The organism is Micromonospora sp. NPDC049044 (assembly GCF_040649215.1).
Classification (GTDB): domain Bacteria; phylum Actinomycetota; class Actinomycetes; order Mycobacteriales; family Micromonosporaceae; genus Micromonospora.
The window spans coordinates 97,485-118,870 of record NZ_JBEZFA010000015.1 but is presented as its reverse complement, the minus strand read 5'-3'; the positions used below and the strand labels follow the sequence as shown (position 1 = coordinate 118,870).

The following is a 21,386-nucleotide window of genomic DNA, read 5'->3' as shown; positions in this document are numbered from 1 at the left end:
TTGGACCACAGACGCCGGTTCCGGTAGGGGTTCGGGTGGACGACAAGGAGTGAGGCTCAGCTGGTGACTGCTTCCGACGTCAGGGACAGGGACCCGGGCGACGGACGGATCTTCACGCCGAGCACGACACAGCCTGCGGCGTGGGGCACCGGCATGTCACCCCGGCCCACCACCGCCCCGTCGCCCCGCCCCGCCGCGGGCGTACCGCCGATCATTCTCGACCGCGACGCCGCCGCGTCCGACTGGTTCGAGGTCGTCGAGCACCTCCGTGAGGGCCTGGTGGTCTGCGACGCCGACGGCGTCGTCCGGCACGTCAGCCCGGTGGCCCAGCGACTGCTGCCCGGGGTGACCCCCGGCGAGCTGCTCAGCGCCGCCGGTGTGCCCGGCCTGAGCGACGGCCACACCGGCGGCTTCACCTATCGCGGACGCCGACTGACCGCCCGCCAGGTGCCCCTCTCCGGCGCCCGCTGCTGCTGGTACGTCGAGGACGTCACCGACAGCGTCGGCCGCGCCGACGCGCTGCTCGCCGAGCGGGCCCGCTCGGCCTTCCTGGCCGTCGTCGGTGACAAGCTCGGCAACCCGCTGCACCCGGCCCGGGCCGCCGCCGCGATCGTCCGACTCGCCGTGCCGACTCTGGCCGAGGTGGCCGTGCTGGTGCTCGCGCCACGTGCCGGCCGGGCCCGCTGGTGGCGGGCCGCGGGCACCCCCGCCGAGGTGGACAACGGGGTGTTGACCGGCGGCGCGCTGCCGGCCGCCATCGCCGACGGGCTGACCGGGGTCGAGCCACACGCCGTGGACTGGCTGGTCGAGCAGGCGGTCGACGCCGGTTGGTTGCCCGCGCTCGCCGGCTCCGAGACTGCCGTCCGGGTCGTTCCGCTGCCGGGCCGGGACGCACCGGTGGGGGTGCTGCTGGTCGCCCGTCGCGCCCCCGACGCCTACGACGAGGCCGACGCGGAGCTGATCCGGGCGTTCGCGGCCCGTGCCGGCGCCGCGATGACCACCGCGTTGCTCTACCGCGACCAGACGGAGGTCGCCGACACTCTTCAGGGCAGCCTGTTGCCGGTCGAGCCAGCCGAGGCGGTGGGCGTGCAGTGGGGCACCGCGTACCGGCCCGCGCAGGCGGGGCTTCGCATCGGTGGCGACTTCTACGGCTCGCACCGGCTCGCCGACGGCGGCTCGGTGTTCTTTCTCGGCGACGTGTCCGGCAAGGGGGTCGAGGCGGCCGTCTTCACCGGCCAGTTGCGCCAGTGCCTGCAGGCGCTGCACCGGTTGGAGTCGCACCCCGGGCGGTTGCTGCGGCTGCTCAACGACGCGTTGCTGGAGACGACCCAGGCGCACGGCCAGGGCCGTTTCGCCACGATCGTGCTCGGCGTGGCCCGTCCGCACCGCGACGGTGGCCTCACCCTCACCATGGCCGGCGGTGGGCATCTGCCGCCACTTGTGCTGCGCGCCTCCGGCGAGGTGGAGTCGGTGCCACTGCGCGGCATGCTGATCGGCGTGGTGCCCGACCCTCGGGTCGGCGAGGTGACCGTCCGGCTGGCAGCGGGCGAGACCTGCCTGCTCTACAGCGACGGGGTGACCGAGGCCCGTGGTGGCCGCCGGGGCAACGAGCAGTTCGGCACCGAACGGCTTGTCGCCGCGGTGACCGACTGCCAACGGATGCCGGCGCCGGCCCTGGCCGAGCGGGTCGAGCAGGTGACCTGCGACTGGCTGGCGCAGGGCGATCACGACGACATCGCGGTGTTGGCGTTGCGGGCGGCCGGCCCGGGTGGGCGTACGCCGCGGCATCTGCACTCGGTGCCCGCACCGCTGCGCACCGATCCGCCCGGGGAGATCGACGCGTGACCGCCGCCACCGCGGCCGTCATCCCGAGCGACGCGTACATCGGCTACCTGGACTGCCTCACCGACGCCGACGAGGACGCCGCTGTCGACATGGCCATCGCGCTGCTCGACGCGGGCGTGCCGGCGGAGCGGGTGCTGCTGGACCTGGTCGCGCCCGCCCAGACCGAGGTGGGGGAGCGGTGGGCGCGCAACGAGTGGAGCGTCGCCCAGGAGCACGCGGCCACCCATGTCAGCGAACGGGTGGTGGCGGCGGTCGCCACGCACGCCAACCCGCGCCCGAGCGGCGGGCGGGTCGTCGTCGCGTGCATGGACGGCGAGTGGCACGCGTTGCCGCCCCGGCTGGTGGCCGAGGTGCTGCGGTTGCGCGGCTGGCAGGTGACGTTCCTGGGGGCCAGTGTGCCGGCGGCTCACCTCGTGTCGTACCTGCACCGTTATGACGCGCACGCTGTCGCGTTGGCGTGCGCGCTGCCGATGCGGCTGCCGCACGCCCATCGGATGATCGAGGCCTGCCGCCGGTCGGACGTACCTGTGGTGGTGGGTGGGCGCGGGTTCGGTGCGGACGGCCGGTGGGCGCGTCGGCTCGGGGTGGCCTGGGCGCCGGACGCGCCGTCGGCGGCTGAGCTGATCTCCGACGAGCGGGCGTTGCGGCGGGTGCCGCCGGCCCGGCTGGAGCACCTGGCCGACGACGAGTACGCAAGCCTGGTGCGGCGTCGTGGCGAGCTGATCGACAGCGCGCTGGCCGACCTGCGGGAGCGGGTGCCGGTGACGCGCACCTACACCGCCAGTCAGCTCGACTCCACAGTCAGCGACCTGGGTCACGTTGTGGATTTCCTGGCCGCGGCGGTCTACGTCGACGACGCCTCGTTGTTCACCGAGTTCGTCGCGTGGCTGTCGGGGATCCTGGCCAGTCGCGGGGTGCCGGCGGCGGCTGTGGACCGGTCCCTGGAGCACTACGCTGTCGCGTTGCGTGACTTCCCCCGGGCGGAGCGGATGGTGGCCCTGGGGCGCGTCGCGCTCGCCGACGGGGTGCGCTGAGCAACCCCGGTTTCCGCCGCTGTCGATCACCGCGCCCTGCGGTTCTCGGGGCGACCCTGCGTATACTTGCCGCACTGCAAATGTCCCACCGGTTGGTGGAGCAAGGGGGAGAACGGTGACGTTCAGCGTCAGCTACGTCGAACGCGACGGTGGTGGCGCCTGCCTGCGTCTGGCGGGTGAGCTGGACATGGGCACGTCTCCCCAGTTGACCGCCGAGATCGATCGCCTCAGGGCCGCTGGTGAGTCCCGGGTGCTGCTCGACCTCACCGACCTCACCTTCTGCGATTCGACAGGGATGGCCGTGTTCGTCAGGGGGGATAATGAGGCCGCGGCCGACGGCGGCTGGCTGCGGCTGGTCGGCGCCACCGGCCGCGTCGACCGGGTGTTGCGGATGACAGGTCTGGCCGACGTGTTGCGCTACGAGCCGGAATCGGTCGACCCCGCGTCCCACACCGCCCTCTGATGGGCTAGATTTCCCCGCCAGCGCGGTGACCGTCAGGTCCCGTTACCGCCGACCCGAGGCAGGTTAGTGATGGGCGCAGACAGCCCGCAGCCGGTACGCATCCTGGTGGTCGACGACGACCCCGGTGACGTACTGATGATCGAGGAGGCGTTGGCGGACTCCGACGTCGACAAGGTCATCGACGTGGTCAGCGACGGCGAGGAGGCGATGGAGTTTCTCCGCGCCGAGGGCCGGCACCAGCAGGCCCGCCGCCCGGACGTGATCCTGCTGGACCTGAACATGCCCCGGATGGACGGCCGGCAGGTGCTCGGTGCGGTCAAGCAGGACGAGGACCTGCGGACCATCCCGATCGTGGTGCTGACCACCTCCAACGCGGACACCGACATCGTCGGCAGTTACACCCTGCAGGCCAACGCGTACGTGACCAAGCCGATCGACCTGGACGACTTCAACGACGTGGTTCGCCGCATCGACGAGTTCTTCGGCCGGGTGGTCGTGCTGCCCAAGCGCGTCTGAGGCATCCACACCGCCGGGGCGGCGGCCGTCTAGCCGCCGCCCCGCGCGGTCGCTCTCAGGTGGTCAGCGCCGCCGCGACGGTGGTCGCCCGCTCCTCGTGCTGGGCGTACGCGTCGGGGTAGGCGGAGATCTGCACGGCCTGGGCGGCGGCGGTGACGCTCATGTCCTGCCAGCCGGGGATCTCGTTGAGTGCGCTGTAGAAGGCCCGTGCGGCGTACGAGGGGCGCATCAGTTCGGCCACCGTGCCCCAGCCGCTGCTGGGTCGCTGCTGGAACAACCCGAGCGAGTCGTGGTCGGAGCCGCTGCCCTGGTTCGGGTAGTCGGCCGACTCGGGCAGCACGTCGCTGGCCAGGTTGTAGAGGTTGCTCTCCTGCATGGCGGTGGCCAGGGCCACCACCAGGGCGCGGCGCGGCATCTTCATGTCCCGCCCGACGTCCACGATGATCTTCGCGTTGTCCATCTGGGCCTGGTCGAGGCCGGCGACCGGTCGGGGGCGGCGCGGCTTGACCGGCTTCTTGGGTGCCTGCTTGCGGGCGACGGTGGGTGCGGGGGTGGGCGTCGCCGTGGGGCTGGGCAGGACCCGCGGGGGAGCGAGCTCGCGGTCGAGCGACCGGGAGGCGCGCTCGTCGGCGACGGTGGCGCGCTCGGCGATCGCCTCGGCGAGCGGCTCCACCGGCCGGGCCGGGTCGTCCACGTTGCCCCGGGCGGTGGCGACGGCGACGAGGCTGAGGCAGCAGGTGACGCCGGTGGCCAGGGCTACCCGGATCGGGGTCGAGCCCAGCAGGGGACGCCGGGGCGATTCGGGGACGCGGTGCCGGCCGATCGTCCGTTCGGTTGAGGCGACGTCGCCCGACCAGGTGGTCGGACACGCGTCGGTCAGCTTCTGGTCGGAGGGGTCGTCGGGATGCACCTGACGAGGCTAAAGACCCAATTGCTCGATATCGCCCGTCGGTACGGTGGCCTGCGCCACAATTTGTCCCGATCTTGGGGATTCCAGGGGGCGAAGGTGGTGCAAGACCAATCAACCTCGCGCATCGGGCCAGACCGGCATTTGCGATTGGCAGGCCGATAAGGTCTCCACGGCCACCCACCGGCCGCGCCTCAGGCTCCGGCCCGGCGATCATCCGAACAGCCGACGCCACCTCAGCTGGACCGCCCATCCGTCGGCGCACCTTCGAGCACGATCTGCCGATGGCCGGTTGGGCTTCGACCTCAGTGCCGACCGTTCTCCGCCGGCGTGACGGTGAGCCGATGCCGGCTCGCGTCGCCGCTGGAGAACGGCCAGAGCCGGTCCGCGTACTCCACCAGATCGGCCAGTTGGTCGCGGCTCAGGCCGGCCGACGAGATCGAGGCGTGCACGTCGGCCCGGTAGAGACCGTCGTCGTCGCGGCCCAGCTTCGCCTCCGCCCGCACCTGCACCGTGTGTGCCTCGTCGGTGATCTCCCCGGCCGCCTCCACCGCCGCGTGGTGCAGGCAGGAGGCGAAGGCCGCGGCCAGCAACTGCTCTGGTCTCAGCCCCGTGCAGTGCGCCGCCAGTGGCGAGGCCAGCGGGGTGGAGAGCCCGCCATCGTCGGTGCGTACGTGACCGCCCTCGGCGGTCGCGGTGGCCTCACGCAGCCAGGAACTCTGATCCGGCATCGCGTTTCTCCCGTCCCTCGGCAGGTCGGCTACCCGGCCGCCGGCCGCCGAAACGCGGCTGTGCCACCGGTCAGCGCCCGGCGGCCCCCTCCGCCTGGTCGAGCAGGACCACCGCCTCGGTCGCCTCGGCGGCGGCCCGTTCGGTCCACGCCGACGTCGGCACCGGCCGGCTGGGCGTCGGGATCATCATCGGCACGTACACCCGGGCGTCCACGGCCTCGGCCAGCAGCAGCGCCGCCACCATGCTGCTCGGCCGCCCGGCCGGATCGTCGGCCAGGCAGGCGTGGCACAGCTCGGCCACCTCCGGCGGCATCCCGTCGATCTCGGGCAGCGGCTCCGGTGGCTGGCAGCGGCGTACACCGAGCAGTTCGTTGATGGTGGCCGCGTGGTACGGCAACCGGGCGGTGAGGCAGTAGTAGAGCAGCACGCCGAGGGCGTACATGTCGGCGGCCGGGGTGGCCGGTGCCCGCTCCAACTGCTCGGGCGCGAGGTACGCCGGGGTGCCCAACACCATCCCGGCCGGCGTCGGATCGGGTGCCCCGGCCGGGACGGCGATGCCGAAGTCGAGCACCTTCACGCCGGACGGGGTCAGCATGACGTTCGCGGGTTTGACGTCGCGGTGCACGATGCCCTCGGCGTGCGCGGCGGCCAGCGCGGCGGCGACCTCGGCGCAGACCCGGACGGCGATCCGCCAGTCCAGCGGCCCGGTCCGCAGGTGCGCGGCGAGCGTCTCGCCCTCGGCCAGCTCCATCACGATGTAGGGCATCGGCCGGCCCGGCCAGGTCGAGGCGGTGCCGAAGTCGTGCACGCTCGCCACGTTCGGGTGCACCAGGCGGGCGGCCGACCGGGCCTCCGCGCGGATCCGGTCCACCGGGCCGTCCTGGTCGTCGGAACCGGGAAGAATGAGCTTCACCGCGACCGGCCGGTCGAGCACCTGGTCGTGTGCCCGCCACACCTCGGACATCCCACCCACGCCGATGCGCTGCTCGAGCTGGTACCGCCCGTCCAGTGTGCGCATCGACCGCTCCTCGCCCTCGCTCCGCCGACGGCGGGTGCTCCGGTCGCGGTACCCGACCGCCGAGCTGGGCAAACCGAAGCGGCTTTCGGGGCGGCCTGCGCGCGCAGCGCGCTGCGCCGACGGCGGCGGGTGCGGTAGCTTGCGAGCCAGAGCCGCGTCACTGATCGTGCCGGCACGCTCACCCGAGGGGGCGCCGCGATGGGCGAGGTCACCGTACGCTTCGTCGGCGGGCCGGCGGACGGTCTGGTCCGCCTGCTGCCGAGCGGGTCGGACGGCGCCCCACCACCGCGCTGGATCATGCGGCACCCGGACGGCACCGGGCCGGTGCAGCCCGGCCCCGACCACCTCTACGAACGCGACAGCCCCGACGACACGGGCGGTTGGCGCATGCGGTTCGTGCGCACCGACGCGTACGGGGTGTCCGAGTGACCACGAGGCGGGGCTGACCGGTGGCGACGCCGGCGTCCCGTCGGCCCGGCCGCACAGCCGGCTCACAGCTCCCGCAGGGGCGGGGCACAGACGTCGCGGCCACGATGGGGCCCATGATCACGAACGGGCCGGCCGCGCCGAGCCGGATCGAGCTGCGTCGCCCCGACGGCGAACCGGTCCGGGTGCTGGTGGTCGACGACGAGGCGACACTCACCGACCTGCTGTCGATGGCACTGCGCTACGAGGGCTGGCAGGTCCGCAGCGCCGGCAACGGCATGGCGGCGTTGAGCGCCGCCCGGGAGTTCCGGCCGGACGCCGTGATCCTCGACGTGATGCTGCCCGACCTGGACGGTTTCCAGGTGCTGCGCCGGCTGCGCGAGCACGCTCCCACAGTGCCGGTGCTCTTCCTGACCGCCCGCGACGCCGTCGAGGAGCGCATCGCCGGGCTGACCGTCGGCGGCGACGACTACGTGACCAAGCCGTTCAGCCTGGAGGAGGTGATCGCCCGACTGCGCGCGTTGCTGCGCCGCTCCGGCTTCGCCGTCGCCACCCGGGAGGACGCGGTGCTCACCGTCGGTGACCTCAGCCTCGACGAGGACAGCCACGAGGTACGCCGCGACGGCCACCCGATCACCCTCACCGCCACCGAGTTCGAGCTGCTGCGCTACCTGATGCGCAACCCGCGCCGGGTGCTCAGCAAGGCGCAGATCCTCGACCGGGTGTGGCACTACGACTTCGGCGGCCAGGCCAACGTGGTGGAGCTGTACATCTCGTACCTGCGCAAGAAGATCGACGCCGGTCGGGCGCCGATGATCCACACGCTGCGCGGCGCGGGCTATGTCCTCAAACCCGCCGAGTGAGCGCCGAGGGCTGCGCGCCGCCCGCCGCTGGCTGGCCGGCCGCTCCCTGCGTACCCGACTGGTGTTCGCCCTGCTCGCGCTGCTGGCGGTGGTCAGCGTCGCGATCGGTGGCCTGACCACTGTGGCGCTGCGGCACTTCCTGATCGACCGGCTCGACGCCCAGCTGGCCCCCGCGACGGCGATGCGGGGCGACCGGCCGGGACGGCCGGCCTTTCCCGGCAACGGACCGGGCATCCCACCCGGGTTGCCGTCCGGCGCGGTGGTCGCCGAGATCGCCGAGGGCCGGGTGACCGCCGCCCGGACCCTGACCACCAGCGCTTCCGGCGCCGATCCGTTCCCCGACGAGCAGTCCGTGCCGGTGGGGGAGGTCGCCGCGCTGGCGGAGCTGCCAGTCGACGCCAGACCGCGCACCGTCGACCTCGGCGATCGCGGTGACTACCGGGCCGTGGCCCGCCAGTACTGGGACGGTCGGGTACGCGTCGTCGCGGTCCCGCTCTCCGGCGTCCAGGACACCGTCTGGGCGCTGGTCGCCGCGCAGGTGGGGGTGGCCGCCGTCGGGCTGGTCATCGCCGGCGCCGCCGGTGCGTTGATCGTGCGGGCGACCCTGCGACCACTCAACCGGGTGGCCGCCACCGCCACCCGCGTCACCGAGCTGCCCCTGGACCGTGGGGAGGTGGCGCTCGCCGTCCGGGTCCCGGCCGCGGACACCGACCCGCGTACCGAGGTCGGCCAGGTCGGCGCGGCGCTGAACCGGATGCTCGGCCACGTCGCCGACGCGCTGAGCGCCCGGCAGGCCAGCGAGACCCGGGTACGCCAGTTCGTCGCCGACGCCAGCCACGAGCTGCGCACGCCGCTGGCGGCGATCCGCGGCTACGCGGAGCTGGCCCGCCGTGGCCGCGACGAGGTTCCCGCCGACGTGGCGCACGCGCTGCGCCGGGTGGAGTCGGAGAGCACCCGGATGACCAGCCTCGTCGACGACCTGCTGCTGCTGGCCCGCCTCGACACCGGCCGGCCGCTCGCTGTCGACCCGGTCGACCTGACCGCCCTGGTGGTGGACGCGGTGAGCGACGCGCACGTCGCCGGCCCCGACCACCGCTGGCAGCTCGGCCTGCCCGAGGTGGCGATCCGGGTGCCCGGCGACGCCGCGCGGCTGCACCAGGTGGTGGCGAACCTGCTGGTCAACGCCCGGGTGCACACCCCACCCGGCAGCACCGTCACCACCACACTCGCCCTCGACGCGGGCAGCGCCGTGCTCACCGTCGCCGACGACGGGCCCGGGGTGCCGGCGGAGTTGCAACCGGAGCTGTTCGAGCGGTTCGCGCGCGGCGACAGCTCCCGGTCCAGGGCGCACGGCAGCACCGGCCTCGGTCTGGCGATCGTGGCGGCCGTCGTGGAGGCCCACCACGGCACTGTCGCTGTGGAAAGCCGCCCAGGGCGGACCGTCTTCACCGTCCGGTTGCCGAATCCCACAGCTGACACATAGTCGGCGCACGGCGTCCCGCCAGCCCGGCCGCCGAGGCTGACCGCATGGACAGAACCGAGAGCCTGCTGACGGCACCCGCCGCACCCGAGTCGCCGACGGCCACGTGCCCCGAGGAGGACCCGCCGCCGACGCGCCGCTCGCCGGCCTGGGCCCGGCCCGCGCTGGTGGTCCTGCTGCTCGCCACCGGCCTGCTCTACCTGTGGGGCCTGGGCGCCTCCGGCTGGGCCAACTCGTTCTACGCGGCGGCCGCGCAGGCCGGATCGGTGAGCGGGAAGGCGTTCCTCTACGGCTCGTCGGACGCCGCCAACTCCATCACCGTCGACAAGACCCCCGCGTCGCTGTGGCTGATGGCACTGTCCGTGCGGATCTTCGGGTTGAACAGTTGGGCGATGCTCGTGCCGCAGGCGCTCTGCGGGGTCGCCTCGGTCGGTGTGCTCCACGCGACGGTGAAGCGCTGGTACGGGCCGTCCGCCGCTCTGATCGCCGGAGCGGTCCTCGCGGTCACCCCGGTGGCGACGCTGATGTTCCGGTTCAACAACCCCGACGCGCTGCTGGTCCTGCTGCTGGTCACCGGGGCGTACGCCACGGTGCGCGCGCTGGAGACGGCCAGCACCCGGTGGATCGTGCTGGTCGGCGTGCTGGTCGGCTTCGGCTTCCTCACCAAGATGCTCCAGGCGTTCCTGGTGGTGCCGGTCTTCGCCGGGGTGTACCTGCTGGCCGCGCCGACCGGGCTGTGGCGACGGGTCCGGCAACTGCTGCTGGCGGGCCTGGCGGTGCTGGTCTCCGCCGGCTGGTGGGTGGCGCTCGTCGAGCTGGTCCCGGCCAGCGCCCGCCCGTACATCGGCGGGTCGCAGGGCAACAGCATCCTGGAACTCACCCTCGGCTACAACGGCCTCGGCCGGATAACCGGCGACGAGGTGGGCAGCGTCGGCGGCGGTGGCGGGCGGCCCGGAGGCGGCGGTGGCCCGTTCTCCGGTCAGACCGGCGTGCTGCGGATGTTCGGCAGCGAGATCGGCGGTCAGATCTCCTGGCTGCTGCCGGCCGCGCTGATCCTGCTGGTGGCCGGCCTGCTGGTGGCCGGTCGCGCGGCCCGCACCGACCGCACCCGCGCCGGGCTGCTGCTGTGGGGCGGCTGGGTGCTGGTCACCGGACTGATCTTCAGCTTCATGTCCGGGATCTTCCACGCCTACTACACGGTGGCGCTCGCCCCGGCGATCGGCGCGTTGGTCGGCATCGGCGTGACACTGCTCTGGCGGCAGCGCCACCCACAGCCCGCACCGGGTGACGACGCGCCGGCCGGCTCGCGCTGGCAGCGGTGGCGTCCCCTCGCGGCCACGGCGACCCTCGCCGGCACCCTCGCGGTCACCGTCTGGTGGGCGTGGGTGCTGCTCGGGCGCAGCCCCGAGTGGTACCCGTGGCTGCGCACCACGGTGCTGGTCGCCGGCCTGCTCGGCGCGGCGCTGATCCTGCTGGTCACCCGGATTCCCCGCCGGTTGGTGCCGGTCGTCCTGGGCCTCGGCGCGGCGGCGGCCCTCGCGGGCCCGGTGGCGTACGCGGTCCAGACCGCGGCGACGCCGCACACCGGGTCGATCCCCAGCGCCGGCCCGTCCGTGGCGGGCGGGTTCGGGCGCGGCGGCTTCCCCGGCGGGCGACCCCCGGGCGGCATGGAACCCCCGACCGGCGGCCAATTCCCCGGCCCGGGCCAGTTCCCCGGCGGCGGCCAGTTCCCGGTTGGCGGCCAGTTCCCGGGCGGGGGTCAGAACGGCGGTCAGACGCCGACCGCCCCTGGCGATGGCCGACGGGCGCCCGGTGGGCAGGGACGTCCCGGCGGAGCAGGAATGGGCGGGCTCCTCGACGGCCGCGAGCCCAGTGCCGCCCTGCGTGAGCTGCTGGAGCGCGACAGCGCCGACTACACCTGGGTCGCGGCCACTGTCGGCTCCAACAACGCCTCCGGCTACCAGCTCGCCACCGGTGACCCGGTGATGCCGATCGGCGGGTTCAACGGCAGTGATCCGTCACCGACCCTCGCGCAGTTCCAGCGTCACGTCGCCGACGGCAGGATCCACTACTTCGTCGGTGGTGGCGGCTTCCGGGCCAACGGCGGCAGCTCCGCCTCCCAGGAGATCGCCGCCTGGGTCACGGAGAACTTCACCGCGCAGACCGTCGACGGTGTCACCGTCTACGACCTGAGCACCGGCAAGGACGCGTCGTGACCGCGCTCAGCGGCCCCCGCGCCGCCGTCCAGGCCCGACCCGCCGCCGGTGCGGTGCTGGACGTGGTGGTCCCGGTCCACAACGAGGAGGCCGACCTGGGGCCGTGCGTACGGCGGCTGCACTCCCACCTGAGCGAGCACTTCCCGTACCCGTTCCGGATCACCATCGCCGACAACGCCAGCGTCGACGACACCCTGACGGTGGCCCACGGCCTCGCCGGCGAGCTGCCCGGTGTCGAGGTGCTGCACCTGGACGCCAAGGGGCGGGGGAGGGCACTGTCGGCGGCCTGGTCCGCGTCGTCCGCGCCGGTTCTGGCGTACATGGACGTGGACCTGTCGACCGACCTGGCGGCGCTGTTGCCGCTGGTCGCGCCGCTCATCTCCGGCCACTCCGACCTGGCCATCGGCACCCGGCTGGCGCGCACCTCCCGGGTGGTGCGCGGGGCCAAGCGGGAGGTGATCTCCCGGGCCTACAACCTGCTGCTGCGCGGTGCGTTGGCCGCGCGGTTCTCCGACGCGCAGTGCGGGTTCAAGGCGATCCGCGCCGACGTCGCCGTCGAGCTGCTGCCGTTGGTGCGCGACACCGGCTGGTTCTTCGACACCGAGCTGCTGGTGCTCGCCCAGCGGGCCGGGCTGCGTATCCACGAGGTGCCGGTGGACTGGGTCGACGACCCGGACAGCCGGGTCGACATCGTCGCCACCGCCCTGGCCGACCTGCGGGGGATGGGTCGGCTGGGCCGGGCGTTGCTGACCGGCGCGCTGCCGTTGACCGCCCTGCGTGCCCAGTGGGGCCGAGGGCCGCTGACCGTACCGCCCGGTCGGGTGCCGGTGGCCGGCTCGACGGCTCAGGTGCCCGTCGGGTTGCCCCGCCAGGTGGCACGGTTCGCGGCGGTCGGGGTGGCCAGCACCCTCGCGTACCTGGCGCTGTTCGTGGCCACCCGGGGCGCGCTCGGCGCGCAGCCGGCCAACCTGCTGGCGCTGCTGCTGACCGCTGTCGCGAACACGGCCGCGAACCGGCGGCTGACGTTCGGCATCACCGGGCGTCGGCACGTCGGGCGGCACCACCTGCAAGGGCTGCTCGCCTTCGGCCTGGGCCTCGCGTTGACCAGTGGGTCGCTGGCCGTGCTGCACGCCGTGCACCACGCACCCGCCCGGCCGGTGGAGCTGGCCGTGCTGGTGGCCGCGAACCTGGCCGCGACCGTGCTGCGCTTCGTGCTGCTGCGCCTGGGCATGCACCACCGGCGCGGCTGAGCGGCGGCGCTCAGTCGGCGGCGGCCTCACGCACCAGCCGGCGTGCCTCGTCGCGGGGCACGCCGGTGGCCCGCAGCAGGTCGTTGGCGGCGGTACGCAGTTGGGAGACGACGATCGTCCCGGAGAAGCCCAGACCCTGCCGGCACGCCCCACCTGCCTCCTGGACCGCGCGCAGCACCCGTGCGCGGGCCTGCGCCGGCTCCTGGGCGGCGAGGAACTCCCGGTTCAGCAGCCGGACCGCCTCGCCCAGGTGCTCCACCGCCGCCGGCAGGTCGGCCGGCACCGGCTCCTCGTCGCGCAACGTGGTGCCGATCCGACGGACCAGACCACGGCTGTTGCGGAAGGCCCGCTGCATGTGGGTCACCCCGCCGCGGTAGGCGGCGATCGCCCGTCGTCGATGCCACCGCACCGGTGAGAACCGGACCACCTCGTCGGCGGCGTTCGCCACCTCGGTGAGCCGTTTGAGGGTCGGGTCGGCGGCGCGCATCCGCTCCAGCGTCGCCTGCGCGCGCCCGGTGTCCGCCTCCGCGAGGGCCTGCGCCGATGCGGTCATCTCCCGGGCGAACAGGTCCAGGGCGGGTTCGGCGGCCCGGCGTACCGTCCGCAGCGGGTTGATCGGCAGGACTACGAGCATCACCAACAGGCCGGCAGCCCCGCCCACCAGTGCGTTTATCGTGCGCGGCCACTCCAGGTCGGGCGCGGTCGGGGTGAGGGTGGCGATCAGCACCGCCGTACCGCCGGCCTGGGTCATCAGCGCCCCGGTGCCGCGCACCAGCACCGCGGCCGCGATCGCCAGGAACACGATCACACCGGTCTGCCACGGCCCGGTGCCGAAGAAGCCGATCAGCAGATCACCCGCGCCGATGCCGAGCACCACCCCGGCGACCAGTTCCAGCGCGCGGTGCGCGCGCCGACCCAGGGACGCCGCGATGACGGCTACGGCGGCGGCCGGCGCGAAGGTCGGTTCCGGGTTTCCGAGGACCCGGCTGGCCACCACCCAGGCCAGGGCGGCGGCCAGCCCGGCCTGCAACGCCACGATGAGGTACGTCTGCAAGCGCCGATAGCCGCCCCGACCGGCGTCCACGAGCCGGGCACGCAGCCCTCCGGGCGACCCGGCCGTCGGTGTCATGGTCGCGGTTACCCGACGCGACCGGGCGCGAACCTGTCAGGCCGGGTAGGCCATGGTCGCGGCCAGCGCCACCACCCCCGGCAGACGGGTGTCCTGGCGCAGGAACTGCACCACCACCGGCACCGGGGACCGCAGCAGGGCGCCGTACGGCCGGTCCAGCCGTACCGCCTCCGGGTCGATCAGGTCGTTGACCCGGACGTGACGCACCCGTCGGGCGTCCACCGGCAGGGCGTACGGGCCGACCGGCTCGGCGTCCTCGTAGTAGAGGTGCAGCTCGACGTCGGCGCGCCGGTCGGTGGCGTTCAGGACGCAGATCTGGTCGAAGCCGGTGAACTCCGGCTCCGGGCCGTTGCTGGGGAACGGGATGTGCCCGCCCGGCACGACCCAGAGGCAGGCGCCGACGTCGGGCATCAGGTGTCCTCCAGCAGTCGGGCGAGGTCGGGGCTGAGGAACACACCGTCGGGGTCGAGCCGGTGGCGGGCCGCCTGGAAGTCGTCCCAGCGGGGATAGAGGGGCCGCAGGTCGCGGGCGGTCAGCCAGTGCTTCTTGCCCCAGTGCGGTCGGCCCCCGTACTGGCGGAACACCGCCTCCATGTCCCGGAAGTAGTCCTCGTACGGCAGGGACGTGTTCTGCAGGCAGGCGATGGTCGTGGTCGGCCGGCCGTACGCGTTGCTCAACCAGATGTCGTCGGCGGCGATGCTGCGCACCAGCACCCGCCAGCCGGCCACCTTCCGGTGCCGTTGCATGATCCGGGCCCGGACCTCGGCGAAGCAGGCCGGGAACGCCTCCGAGGGGAGCATGTACTCGATCTCCTCGAACCGTAGGTCCCGTTCCTGGGGGATGGTGCGGTGGCTCGGCCCGGACCGGATCTCGTGGGGCGCTCCCCACGGGCCGGAGTCCGGCACCCGGGGCGCGGCCCACACCCGCTCGTCGGCGCCGCCGTCGACCCGGTTCAGGGTGCGGATCTGGGTCTGGTCGCTGCGCGGGTACCAGTAGAAGTCCATGTTGCGGTTGGTGTGCTGCAACTCGGCGAGATGGTCGAGGGTCCACTCGACGTGGGCGCACCACGCCCGCCGGCGCAGCTCGTAGTGGGGCTGCACGTCCAGGGTGACCTGGGTGACCACCCCGAGCGCGCCGAGCGACAGCCGGGCCGCCGGCAGCAGGTCGGCGTTGTCGTCGGCCGAGATGTCCAGCACGTCGCCGGTGCCGGTGACCAGGCGGACGCCGGTCACCTGGGTGCACAGGTTGCCGAAGCCGAGGCCGGTGCCGTGCGTGCCGGTGGCCGTCGCGCCGGCGATCGACTGGTAGTCCACGTCGCCGAGGTTGTCCATGGCCAGGCCGGCGTCGTACAACCCCTCGCCGAGGGTCTTGAGCTTGGTGCCCGCCCGCACCCGGGCCCGGTCGTGGTCCTCATCGATGACACCGGCGAGCCGGTCCACGCTGAGCAGGATGTCGTCGGTACGCGCCAACGGGCTGGACGAGTGACCGGACCCGACCGGGCGGATCGTCCGGCCGGCCTCCCGCGCGCGGACGACCAGGTCCCGTACCGCGTCCTCGTCGGTCGGCTCGGCGTGCTCCCTCGGGGTGAACGAGAGGCTGCCGGACCAGTTGACGAACCGTCGCATGCGGGGGACTACCCGGCGGCGCGACCGGTAGTCGCCGACGGCTGTTTCCCGGGTCCCGCGCCGGGTAAGCGCGCCGCGTGCCGGTCCCCGGCTTGACCAGTCCCGTGCCGGCTCCCGGCTTGCCCAGCTCTGTGCCGCCGATCGACTCGTACGCGTTCCTGTCCGACACCCACACCGGGGCGCTCGTCGGCGCGGACGGCACCGTCGACTGGTTCTGCGTGCCGCACTTCGAAGGTGACGCGGTCTTCGCGCGGTTGCTGGACAGGCGCGTGGGTGGCGCGTTCACGCTCGCGGTCGAGGGCTGTGCCGAGCCGGTCCGCCGGTACCTGCACGGCACGCTGGTGCTGGAGACCGTGCACCACGCAACCGGGGGTAGCGCGGTCGGTCAGGATTTCCTGGCGGTCCGCGCCGGCGACGCCGCCCAGCCGTTCCGCGCGGGCATGCTGCTGGTACGCCGCCTCACCGTGCGCCGGGGTTCGGTGCGGGTACGCGCCGAGGTGACGCCTCGCACCGGCTACGGCGCCCACGCCGTCGGGTGGCACCGCGACGGCGACCGGTGGGTGGCGGCCGACGCCGGGCTGGGGCTCCGCTCGACGCTGCCGTTCCGCGTCGACGGGGCGAAGCTCCGGGCCGAGGCGGTGCTGCACGAGGGGCAGACGGTCGACGTGCTGCTCGACTACGGCACAGGCCCGGCCGAGGCGGTCGACTCCGCCGAGCTGATGGCGCAGAGCTGCCGGACCTGGCGCGAGTGGTCCGACCGCGCGGACTACACCGGCCACGGCAGCGACCAGGTACGGCACAGCGCCACCGTCCTGCGGGGCCTGTCCTTCGACGAGACCGGGGCGTTGCTCGCCGCGCCCACCGCCGCGCTGCCCGAGGAGATCGGCGGGGTCCGCAACTGGGACTACCGCTTCACCTGGCACCGCGACGCCGCGCTGCTGCTGCTCGCTCTGTTCCGGCTGGGCCACGCCGAGGAGGGCCGTCGCTACCTGCGCTTCCTGTTGACGACCTGCGCCGGCGCCGGCGCCGACCTGCCTCCGCTCGTCGGGATCCACGGGGCGACCGGCGAGGAGAGGGTCCTCGACCACCTCGACGGTTACGCCGGCTCCCGCCCGGTGCGCGTCGGCAACGAGGCCGCCCACCAGGTGCAGTTCGACACGTACGGGCACGTGCTCGACGCCGCGCTGTCGTACCAGCAGCTCACCGGCGAGTTGACAGGTGTGCAGTGGCGGGTCCTGCGCCGGCACGTCGACACGATGGCCGCCCGGTGGAGGGAACCCGACCACGGCATCTGGGAGATCCGGGGACCGCGCCGGCACTACGTCAACTCGAAAGTGATGGCCTGGGTCTGCCTCGACCGGGGCATCCGCCTCGCCGAGCTGCTCGGCGACGACCACGCGCCCGTCGACAGGTGGCGCACCAACCGCGACGCCGTCCACGCCGAGGTGATCGCGCGCGGTTACGACACCGGCATCGACAGCTTCGTGCTGGCGTACGACTCGACGCACCTCGACGCCTCGCTGCTGCGGATACCCCTGGTCGGGTTCCTCCCCGGGGACGACCCGCGGGTGGTCGGCACCATCGACCGCGTCCGGCGGGACCTCGCCGTCGCACCGGCGCTGATCCGCCGGTACGCGATCGACGACGGCCTGCCCGGCGAGGAGGGCGCGTTCCTGCTCTGCTCCTTCGAACTGGTTTCCGCGTTGGTGCTGGCGGGGCGGCGCGACGAGGCGGCAGAGTTGTTCGACCAGCTGTGCGCGTACGCCGGACCCCTCGGCTTGTACGCCGAGCAGGTCGACGCCGCCGGCACCGCGCTGGGCAACTATCCGCAGGCCTTCACCCACCTTGCGTTGATCGAGGCGGCCCTGAACCTCGACGCTGCCGGCGACCGCGACGCCCTGCACGCGTGGGCGGACCGGAGCGTGTGAATCACATCCTGTGGCGAGGCTGAGAGTCCGCCAATGTGCCCGCGACACGGATGTCGATCGGCGTACGGTGAGGGACAAGTCCGGCTTTCTGGGTCAAAAGCCTCACCGGTGTACGGCCGGGACGCCGGTTTCGAGACGGCGAGGAGCGATCGGTGATACATCTGGCCTACCTGGACGCGGGATCCGGCAGCCTGATCGTGCAGGCGGTCGTCGGCGGGGTAGCCGGCGCCGCGGTCGCCGCCAAGCTCTACTGGCGACGTCTCGTCGACCGGTTCCGCCGGCAACCGACCGACCAGCGCTGAGCGGACCGGTCCGACGATGGCGATCTCACCCACCGAGGTACGACCCGAGCCGGCCTCCTTCCGCGACCCCGCCAACCGGGTCTTCCACGTCGGTGACGAGGTGCTGCGCGGGCTGGACCCGCGGGCCGCCGAGCACTGGCGTGCCCTGGCCGGCAGCACGTTCTTCCCGGCCCTGGTCGCCGCGCGCAAGGTCTGCGCCACCGAGGACGCCCCGTCGACACTGGTGCCCGCCGCGACCGGCGCACCCTGGGCCGCCGTGCTGCGCCACGAGCGCATCCCGTTCGTCTCCCACCCGTACGAGTGGTCGTTCAGCATGCTGCGCGACGCCGCCCTGCTGCACCTGGAGATCCTGGAGGCCGCCCTCGCCGAGGGCTTCACCACCAAGGACGGCTCGGCGTACAACCTGCAGTGGCGCGGCGCGGAACCGGTCTTCATCGACATCGGCTCCTTCGAACCGGTCCGCGACGGCGAGCCGTGGGCCGGTTACCGCCAGTTCTGCCAGACCGTGCTCTATCCGCTGCTGCTCACCGCCCACCTCGGCGTCGACTTCCAACCCTGGCTGCGCGCCCGGGTCGACGGCATCGAGGCCGACGAACTCCGGCCCCTGTTCGGCGGTGTCCGCCGACTGCGGCCCGGCGTGCTGACCCACCTGCACCTGCACGGCGCGATGCAGCGCCGCAACGCCGCCGCCAGCACCACCGACGTCCGCGACCAGCTACGGGCCGCCGGCTTCTCCCGGGAGCTGCTGCTGGCCACCGTACGGGGCATCCGGAAACTGGTCGGCAAGCTCGACCACCGCCCGGCCGGCAGCCACTGGTCGGACTACCAGCACACCTGCGGCTACTCGGCGCGGGACCGGGTGGCGAAGGAGCAGTTCGTCGCCGCCGCGGTGGCCGCCGGCACCCGGCCCCGCCTGGTGCTCGACCTCGGCGCCAACGACGGCCGGTACTCGCGGCTGGCCGTGGGGCACGCCGACTACGTGGTCGCCGTCGAGCAGGACCCGGCGGTGGTCGACGAGTTGTACCGCAAGCTGCGCGCCGAGGGGCAACGCCGGATCCTGCCGCTGGTGCTGGACCTCGCCGACCCGTCACCGGGCGGCGGCTGGCGGGGAGTCGAACGGGCCGGCTTCGCCGACCGCGCGTCCGCCGACGTGGTGCTCGCCCTGGCCGTCGTGCACCACCTGGCGATCGGGCGCAACGTGCCGCTGCCGGAGGTCGTCGACTGGCTGGCCGGGCTGACCGCGCCCGGTGGCGCGGTGGTGGTCGAGTTCGTCCACCCCGAGGACCCGATGGCCACCCGGCTGTTGGCCAACAAACCCGCAGGATTCTTCCCGGACTACCGACGCGACACCTTCGAGGCGCTGCTCGCCGCTCGCTGCCGGGTCACCGAACGGCTGGAACTGCCGTCGGGCACCCGCACGCTCTACCGGACGGTGATGAGTGGCTGAACCGGCCCCCGACGGCCCGTCGGCTCCCGATGAGCAGTCGAGCCCGGACGACCAGTCGGCCCGGGACGCCGGTCGATCGGACGGGTCGACTACCGGGCGGTGGGACCGGGGCTGGCGGGGCGAGCTGGGTCGGCTTCTGGAGGTGGTCGCCCTGGTCGGGCTGGTGATCACCCAACCGCTGCTGGACGTGCTCGGCCGCAGCCCCGACTTCTTCCTGTTCCACCGCGCCGGCCCGGCCCAGATCCTGCTGCTGACCGCACTGGTGACGGTGCTGCCCACCAGCGTGGTGGCGGTGCTCGGCGCGCTCAGTCGACTGGCCGGCCGGACCGTTCGCGCCGCCACCCACACCGGGCTGGTCGGGCTGCTGCTCGCTGCCCTCGCCGTGCAGGTGGGCCGGCACGTGACGCCGCTTCGGGGCGTACCCCTGCTGCTGGTGGCCGTGCTGGTCGGGGCCGGCGGCGTGGCCGCGTACCGGCGGTGGCGGGCGCCGGGCCGGGTGCTGCGCCTGGCCGCCGCCGGGCCGGTGGCGTTCGTGGCGCTGTTCCTGCTTGTCTCACCCACCTCGGCGGTGGTGCTGCCGCGCGGCGACGGCGGCGCGGCCGGCACCGCGCAGGGCACCGGCGCGCACCCGCCGGTGGTCATGCTGATCCTCGACGAGCTGCCGTTGGTAAGCCTGCTCGGCACGGACGGGCGGATCGACGCCACGCGGTACCCGCACTTCGCCGAGCTGGCCGCCGGCTCGACCTGGTACCGCAACGCCACGGGGGTCAGCGGCTGGACCCCCAACGCGCTGCCCGCGATGCTCACCGGCCGGTACCCGGCGAAGCCGGTCGCCCCGCACTACTCGCAGTACCCGGACAACATCTTCACCGCCTTCGGCGGCCTGTACGACATCCGCGCCGAGGAGAGCATCACCCGCCTGTGCCCGCCCAGCCGCTGCGACCAACCGGTCGCCCCCGAACAGGGGCTCGGCGTGCTGGTCCGGCAAACCGGCAAGCTGCTGGGCCAACTCGCCGGGCCGACGGAGAGCGCCGTCGACCCGGAGGACTCCTACCGGGAGCAGACCCGGGCCGAGGCCGGTCTGGACGCCGCCGAGCCGGTGCCGGCCGACCCGACGTTCCGCTGGGACACCCTGGACGACAACCAACCGGCCCGGTTCACCAGCTTCCTGGCCGGCCTGAAGCCGACGCCCCGCCCCACCCTGCACTTCCTGCACCTGCTGATGCCGCACTCGCCGTGGGCGTACCTGCCGTCGGGGGCCCGCTACGACGCCCCCGAGGACCTGCCCAACGACGGCGCCGGCTGGATCGACCTGGCCCGGCAACGCCACCTCGCCCAGCTCGGCTACACCGACCGGCTGATCGGGGAAACCCTGCGGACGCTGCGCGCCAGCGGTCTCTACGACCAGGCCCTCGTCGTGGTCACGGCCGACCACGGCGTCAGCTTCCGCCCCGGCGCCCAGGGCCGGGGCATGGACGCGATCAAGGCCGCCGCCGGTGAGGTCGCCTGGGTGCCGACGTTCGTCAAGGAGCCCCGGCAGCAGATTGGGCGGGTGGACGACCGCAACTGGGAACACGTCGACCTGTTGCCGACAGTGGCCGACGAGGCCAACCTCCGGCTGCCCTGGCGCGTCGACGGCCGCTCCGCCCGACAGGCCCCCCGCACCGACGGCACGAAACACTTCTACGACCGCCCCGGCGAACCGGTCACCTTCCCCGGTGGGGTGCCCACCCCGCCGCCGCTGCCGTCACCGCACCCGCTGGTCGGCACCGAGGTCCGCGCCGGCCCGGCCGCCGGCGACGCCCGGGTCGCCGACCTGGCCGCGTTCAAGGCCACGGACCCGGACACCGGCACCCTCCCGGCGCTCGTCTGGGGGGACGTGCCGGACCGGATCCCGAACGGCACGCTGCTGGCGGTGGCCGTCAACGGCCGGATCGGGGCCGTCGTCCCGGTGGTGCCGCCCGACCCCGGCGGACGCCGCTTCGCGGCGCTGCTCACCGACGACAAGCTGTTCCACGCCGGCAGCAACCAGCTCGACGTCTTCCAGGTCGCGACGGACGGTACGCTGCGGCGCCTCGCGCTGTCCTGACCCGGCCCCGGCGCTGCCTTCGGTCCCGGTGCTGCCTTCGGCCCCGGTCCCGGTGCTGCCTTCGGCCCGCCTCGGTGCTGCCTCCGGCTCCGGTCCCGACTACCGGGACGGTGGGTT

19 protein-coding genes are annotated in these 21,386 nt (G+C 73.6%); 13 read left to right on the top strand and 6 right to left on the bottom strand.

Going from position 1 to position 21,386, the window contains the following annotated elements; translation table 11 throughout:
* Nucleotides 1–63 precede the first annotated feature (63 nt).
* The 4 genes from AB0B85_RS15365 to AB0B85_RS15350 all read left to right on the top strand — a co-directional run bounded on the left by AB0B85_RS15365 (nt 64) and on the right by AB0B85_RS15350 (nt 3,858).
* Nucleotides 64–1,845, top strand: coding sequence for a SpoIIE family protein phosphatase (locus tag AB0B85_RS15365; protein WP_357407570.1), 1,782 nt, complete (start codon nt 64–66; stop codon nt 1,843–1,845).
* A complete protein-coding gene (locus AB0B85_RS15360; RefSeq protein ID WP_357407568.1) occupies nt 1,842–2,879 on the top strand; it encodes a cobalamin-dependent protein in 1,038 nt (345 codons plus the stop codon). The genes AB0B85_RS15365 and AB0B85_RS15360 overlap by 4 nt, the downstream gene beginning before the upstream one ends.
* A 115-nt stretch (nt 2,880–2,994) precedes the next feature.
* Entirely contained in the window at nt 2,995–3,342 is a 348-nt protein-coding gene (locus tag AB0B85_RS15355) for an STAS domain-containing protein (RefSeq protein WP_357407566.1), read from the top strand.
* Between the two features lie 69 nt (nt 3,343–3,411).
* Nucleotides 3,412–3,858: a response regulator gene (locus AB0B85_RS15350; protein WP_145782537.1), complete on the top strand. Its 447-nt coding sequence runs from the start codon at nt 3,412–3,414 to the stop codon at nt 3,856–3,858.
* Nucleotides 3,859–3,913: 55 nt separating this feature from the next.
* Here AB0B85_RS15350 and AB0B85_RS15345 read toward each other — a convergent pair whose 3' ends face one another.
* From AB0B85_RS15345 to AB0B85_RS15335, 3 genes are all read right to left on the bottom strand, one after another.
* Entirely contained in the window at nt 3,914–4,768 is an 855-nt protein-coding gene (locus tag AB0B85_RS15345; protein WP_357407563.1) for a hypothetical protein, read from the bottom strand.
* A 302-nt stretch (nt 4,769–5,070) separates the two neighbouring features.
* Nucleotides 5,071–5,496, bottom strand: a complete 426-nt coding sequence (locus AB0B85_RS15340) for an OsmC family protein (RefSeq protein WP_355033508.1) — start codon at nt 5,494–5,496, stop codon at nt 5,071–5,073.
* Nucleotides 5,497–5,566: 70 nt separating this feature from the next.
* On the bottom strand, nt 5,567–6,514 hold the full coding sequence (locus tag AB0B85_RS15335; protein ID WP_357407561.1) for a serine/threonine-protein kinase: 948 nt from the start codon (nt 6,512–6,514) through the stop codon (nt 5,567–5,569).
* 198 nt (nt 6,515–6,712) lie between these two features.
* Between AB0B85_RS15335 and AB0B85_RS15330 the strand changes: the two genes are divergently transcribed.
* The 5 genes from AB0B85_RS15330 (at nt 6,713) to AB0B85_RS15310 (ending at nt 12,749) form a co-directional block, all read left to right on the top strand.
* Nucleotides 6,713–6,943 (top strand): hypothetical protein, encoded by a 231-nt coding sequence (locus AB0B85_RS15330; protein WP_357407559.1) that lies wholly within the window; start codon nt 6,713–6,715, stop codon nt 6,941–6,943.
* 113 nt (nt 6,944–7,056) lie between these two features.
* The gene (locus AB0B85_RS15325) at nt 7,057–7,803 is read left to right on the top strand and encodes a response regulator transcription factor (protein ID WP_357407557.1); all 747 of its coding nucleotides are present in this window, start codon (nt 7,057–7,059) and stop codon (nt 7,801–7,803) included.
* On the top strand, nt 7,781–9,286 hold the full coding sequence (locus AB0B85_RS15320) for a HAMP domain-containing sensor histidine kinase (protein ID WP_357407555.1): 1,506 nt from the start codon (nt 7,781–7,783) through the stop codon (nt 9,284–9,286). Before AB0B85_RS15325 ends, AB0B85_RS15320 begins: the two co-directional genes overlap by 23 nt.
* Before the next feature lie 44 nt (nt 9,287–9,330).
* Nucleotides 9,331–11,499: a glycosyltransferase family 39 protein gene (locus AB0B85_RS15315; RefSeq protein ID WP_357407553.1), complete on the top strand. Its 2,169-nt coding sequence runs from the start codon at nt 9,331–9,333 to the stop codon at nt 11,497–11,499.
* Nucleotides 11,496–12,749 carry a dolichyl-phosphate beta-glucosyltransferase gene (locus tag AB0B85_RS15310; RefSeq protein ID WP_357407551.1) on the top strand — a complete coding sequence of 418 codons (1,254 nt, stop codon included), beginning with the start codon at nt 11,496–11,498 and terminating at the stop codon, nt 12,747–12,749. Before AB0B85_RS15315 ends, AB0B85_RS15310 begins: the two co-directional genes overlap by 4 nt.
* A 10-nt stretch (nt 12,750–12,759) precedes the next feature.
* Here AB0B85_RS15310 and AB0B85_RS15305 read toward each other — a convergent pair whose 3' ends face one another.
* Genes AB0B85_RS15305 through AB0B85_RS15295 form a run of 3 tightly spaced genes read right to left on the bottom strand, consistent with a single transcriptional unit; the run spans nt 12,760 to nt 15,503 of the window.
* Nucleotides 12,760–13,878, bottom strand: coding sequence for an FUSC family protein (locus tag AB0B85_RS15305; protein ID WP_357407549.1), 1,119 nt, complete (start codon nt 13,876–13,878; stop codon nt 12,760–12,762).
* 36 nt (nt 13,879–13,914) lie between these two features.
* Nucleotides 13,915–14,289, bottom strand: a complete 375-nt coding sequence (locus tag AB0B85_RS15300) for a sensory rhodopsin transducer (protein ID WP_357407547.1) — start codon at nt 14,287–14,289, stop codon at nt 13,915–13,917.
* Nucleotides 14,289–15,503, bottom strand: coding sequence for a D-arabinono-1,4-lactone oxidase (locus AB0B85_RS15295; protein ID WP_357407545.1), 1,215 nt, complete (start codon nt 15,501–15,503; stop codon nt 14,289–14,291). The genes AB0B85_RS15300 and AB0B85_RS15295 overlap by 1 nt, the downstream gene beginning before the upstream one ends.
* Nucleotides 15,504–15,622: 119 nt before the next feature.
* Here AB0B85_RS15295 and AB0B85_RS15290 point away from each other — a divergent pair, with 119 nt between their 5' ends.
* From AB0B85_RS15290 to AB0B85_RS15275, 4 genes are all read left to right on the top strand, one after another.
* Nucleotides 15,623–17,431 carry a glycoside hydrolase family 15 protein gene (locus AB0B85_RS15290; RefSeq protein ID WP_357407543.1) on the top strand — a complete coding sequence of 603 codons (1,809 nt, stop codon included), beginning with the start codon at nt 15,623–15,625 and terminating at the stop codon, nt 17,429–17,431.
* Nucleotides 17,432–17,583: 152 nt separating this feature from the next.
* Nucleotides 17,584–17,733: a hypothetical protein gene (locus AB0B85_RS15285; protein ID WP_007459587.1), complete on the top strand. Its 150-nt coding sequence runs from the start codon at nt 17,584–17,586 to the stop codon at nt 17,731–17,733.
* Nucleotides 17,734–17,749: 16 nt separating this feature from the next.
* Complete coding sequence (locus AB0B85_RS15280) at nt 17,750–19,180, top strand: class I SAM-dependent methyltransferase (protein WP_357407541.1); 1,431 nt, start codon at nt 17,750–17,752, stop codon at nt 19,178–19,180.
* Nucleotides 19,173–21,269, top strand: a complete 2,097-nt coding sequence (locus tag AB0B85_RS15275) for a sulfatase-like hydrolase/transferase (RefSeq protein WP_357407539.1) — start codon at nt 19,173–19,175, stop codon at nt 21,267–21,269. Before AB0B85_RS15280 ends, AB0B85_RS15275 begins: the two co-directional genes overlap by 8 nt.
* Nucleotides 21,270–21,386: the final 117 nt, after the last annotated feature.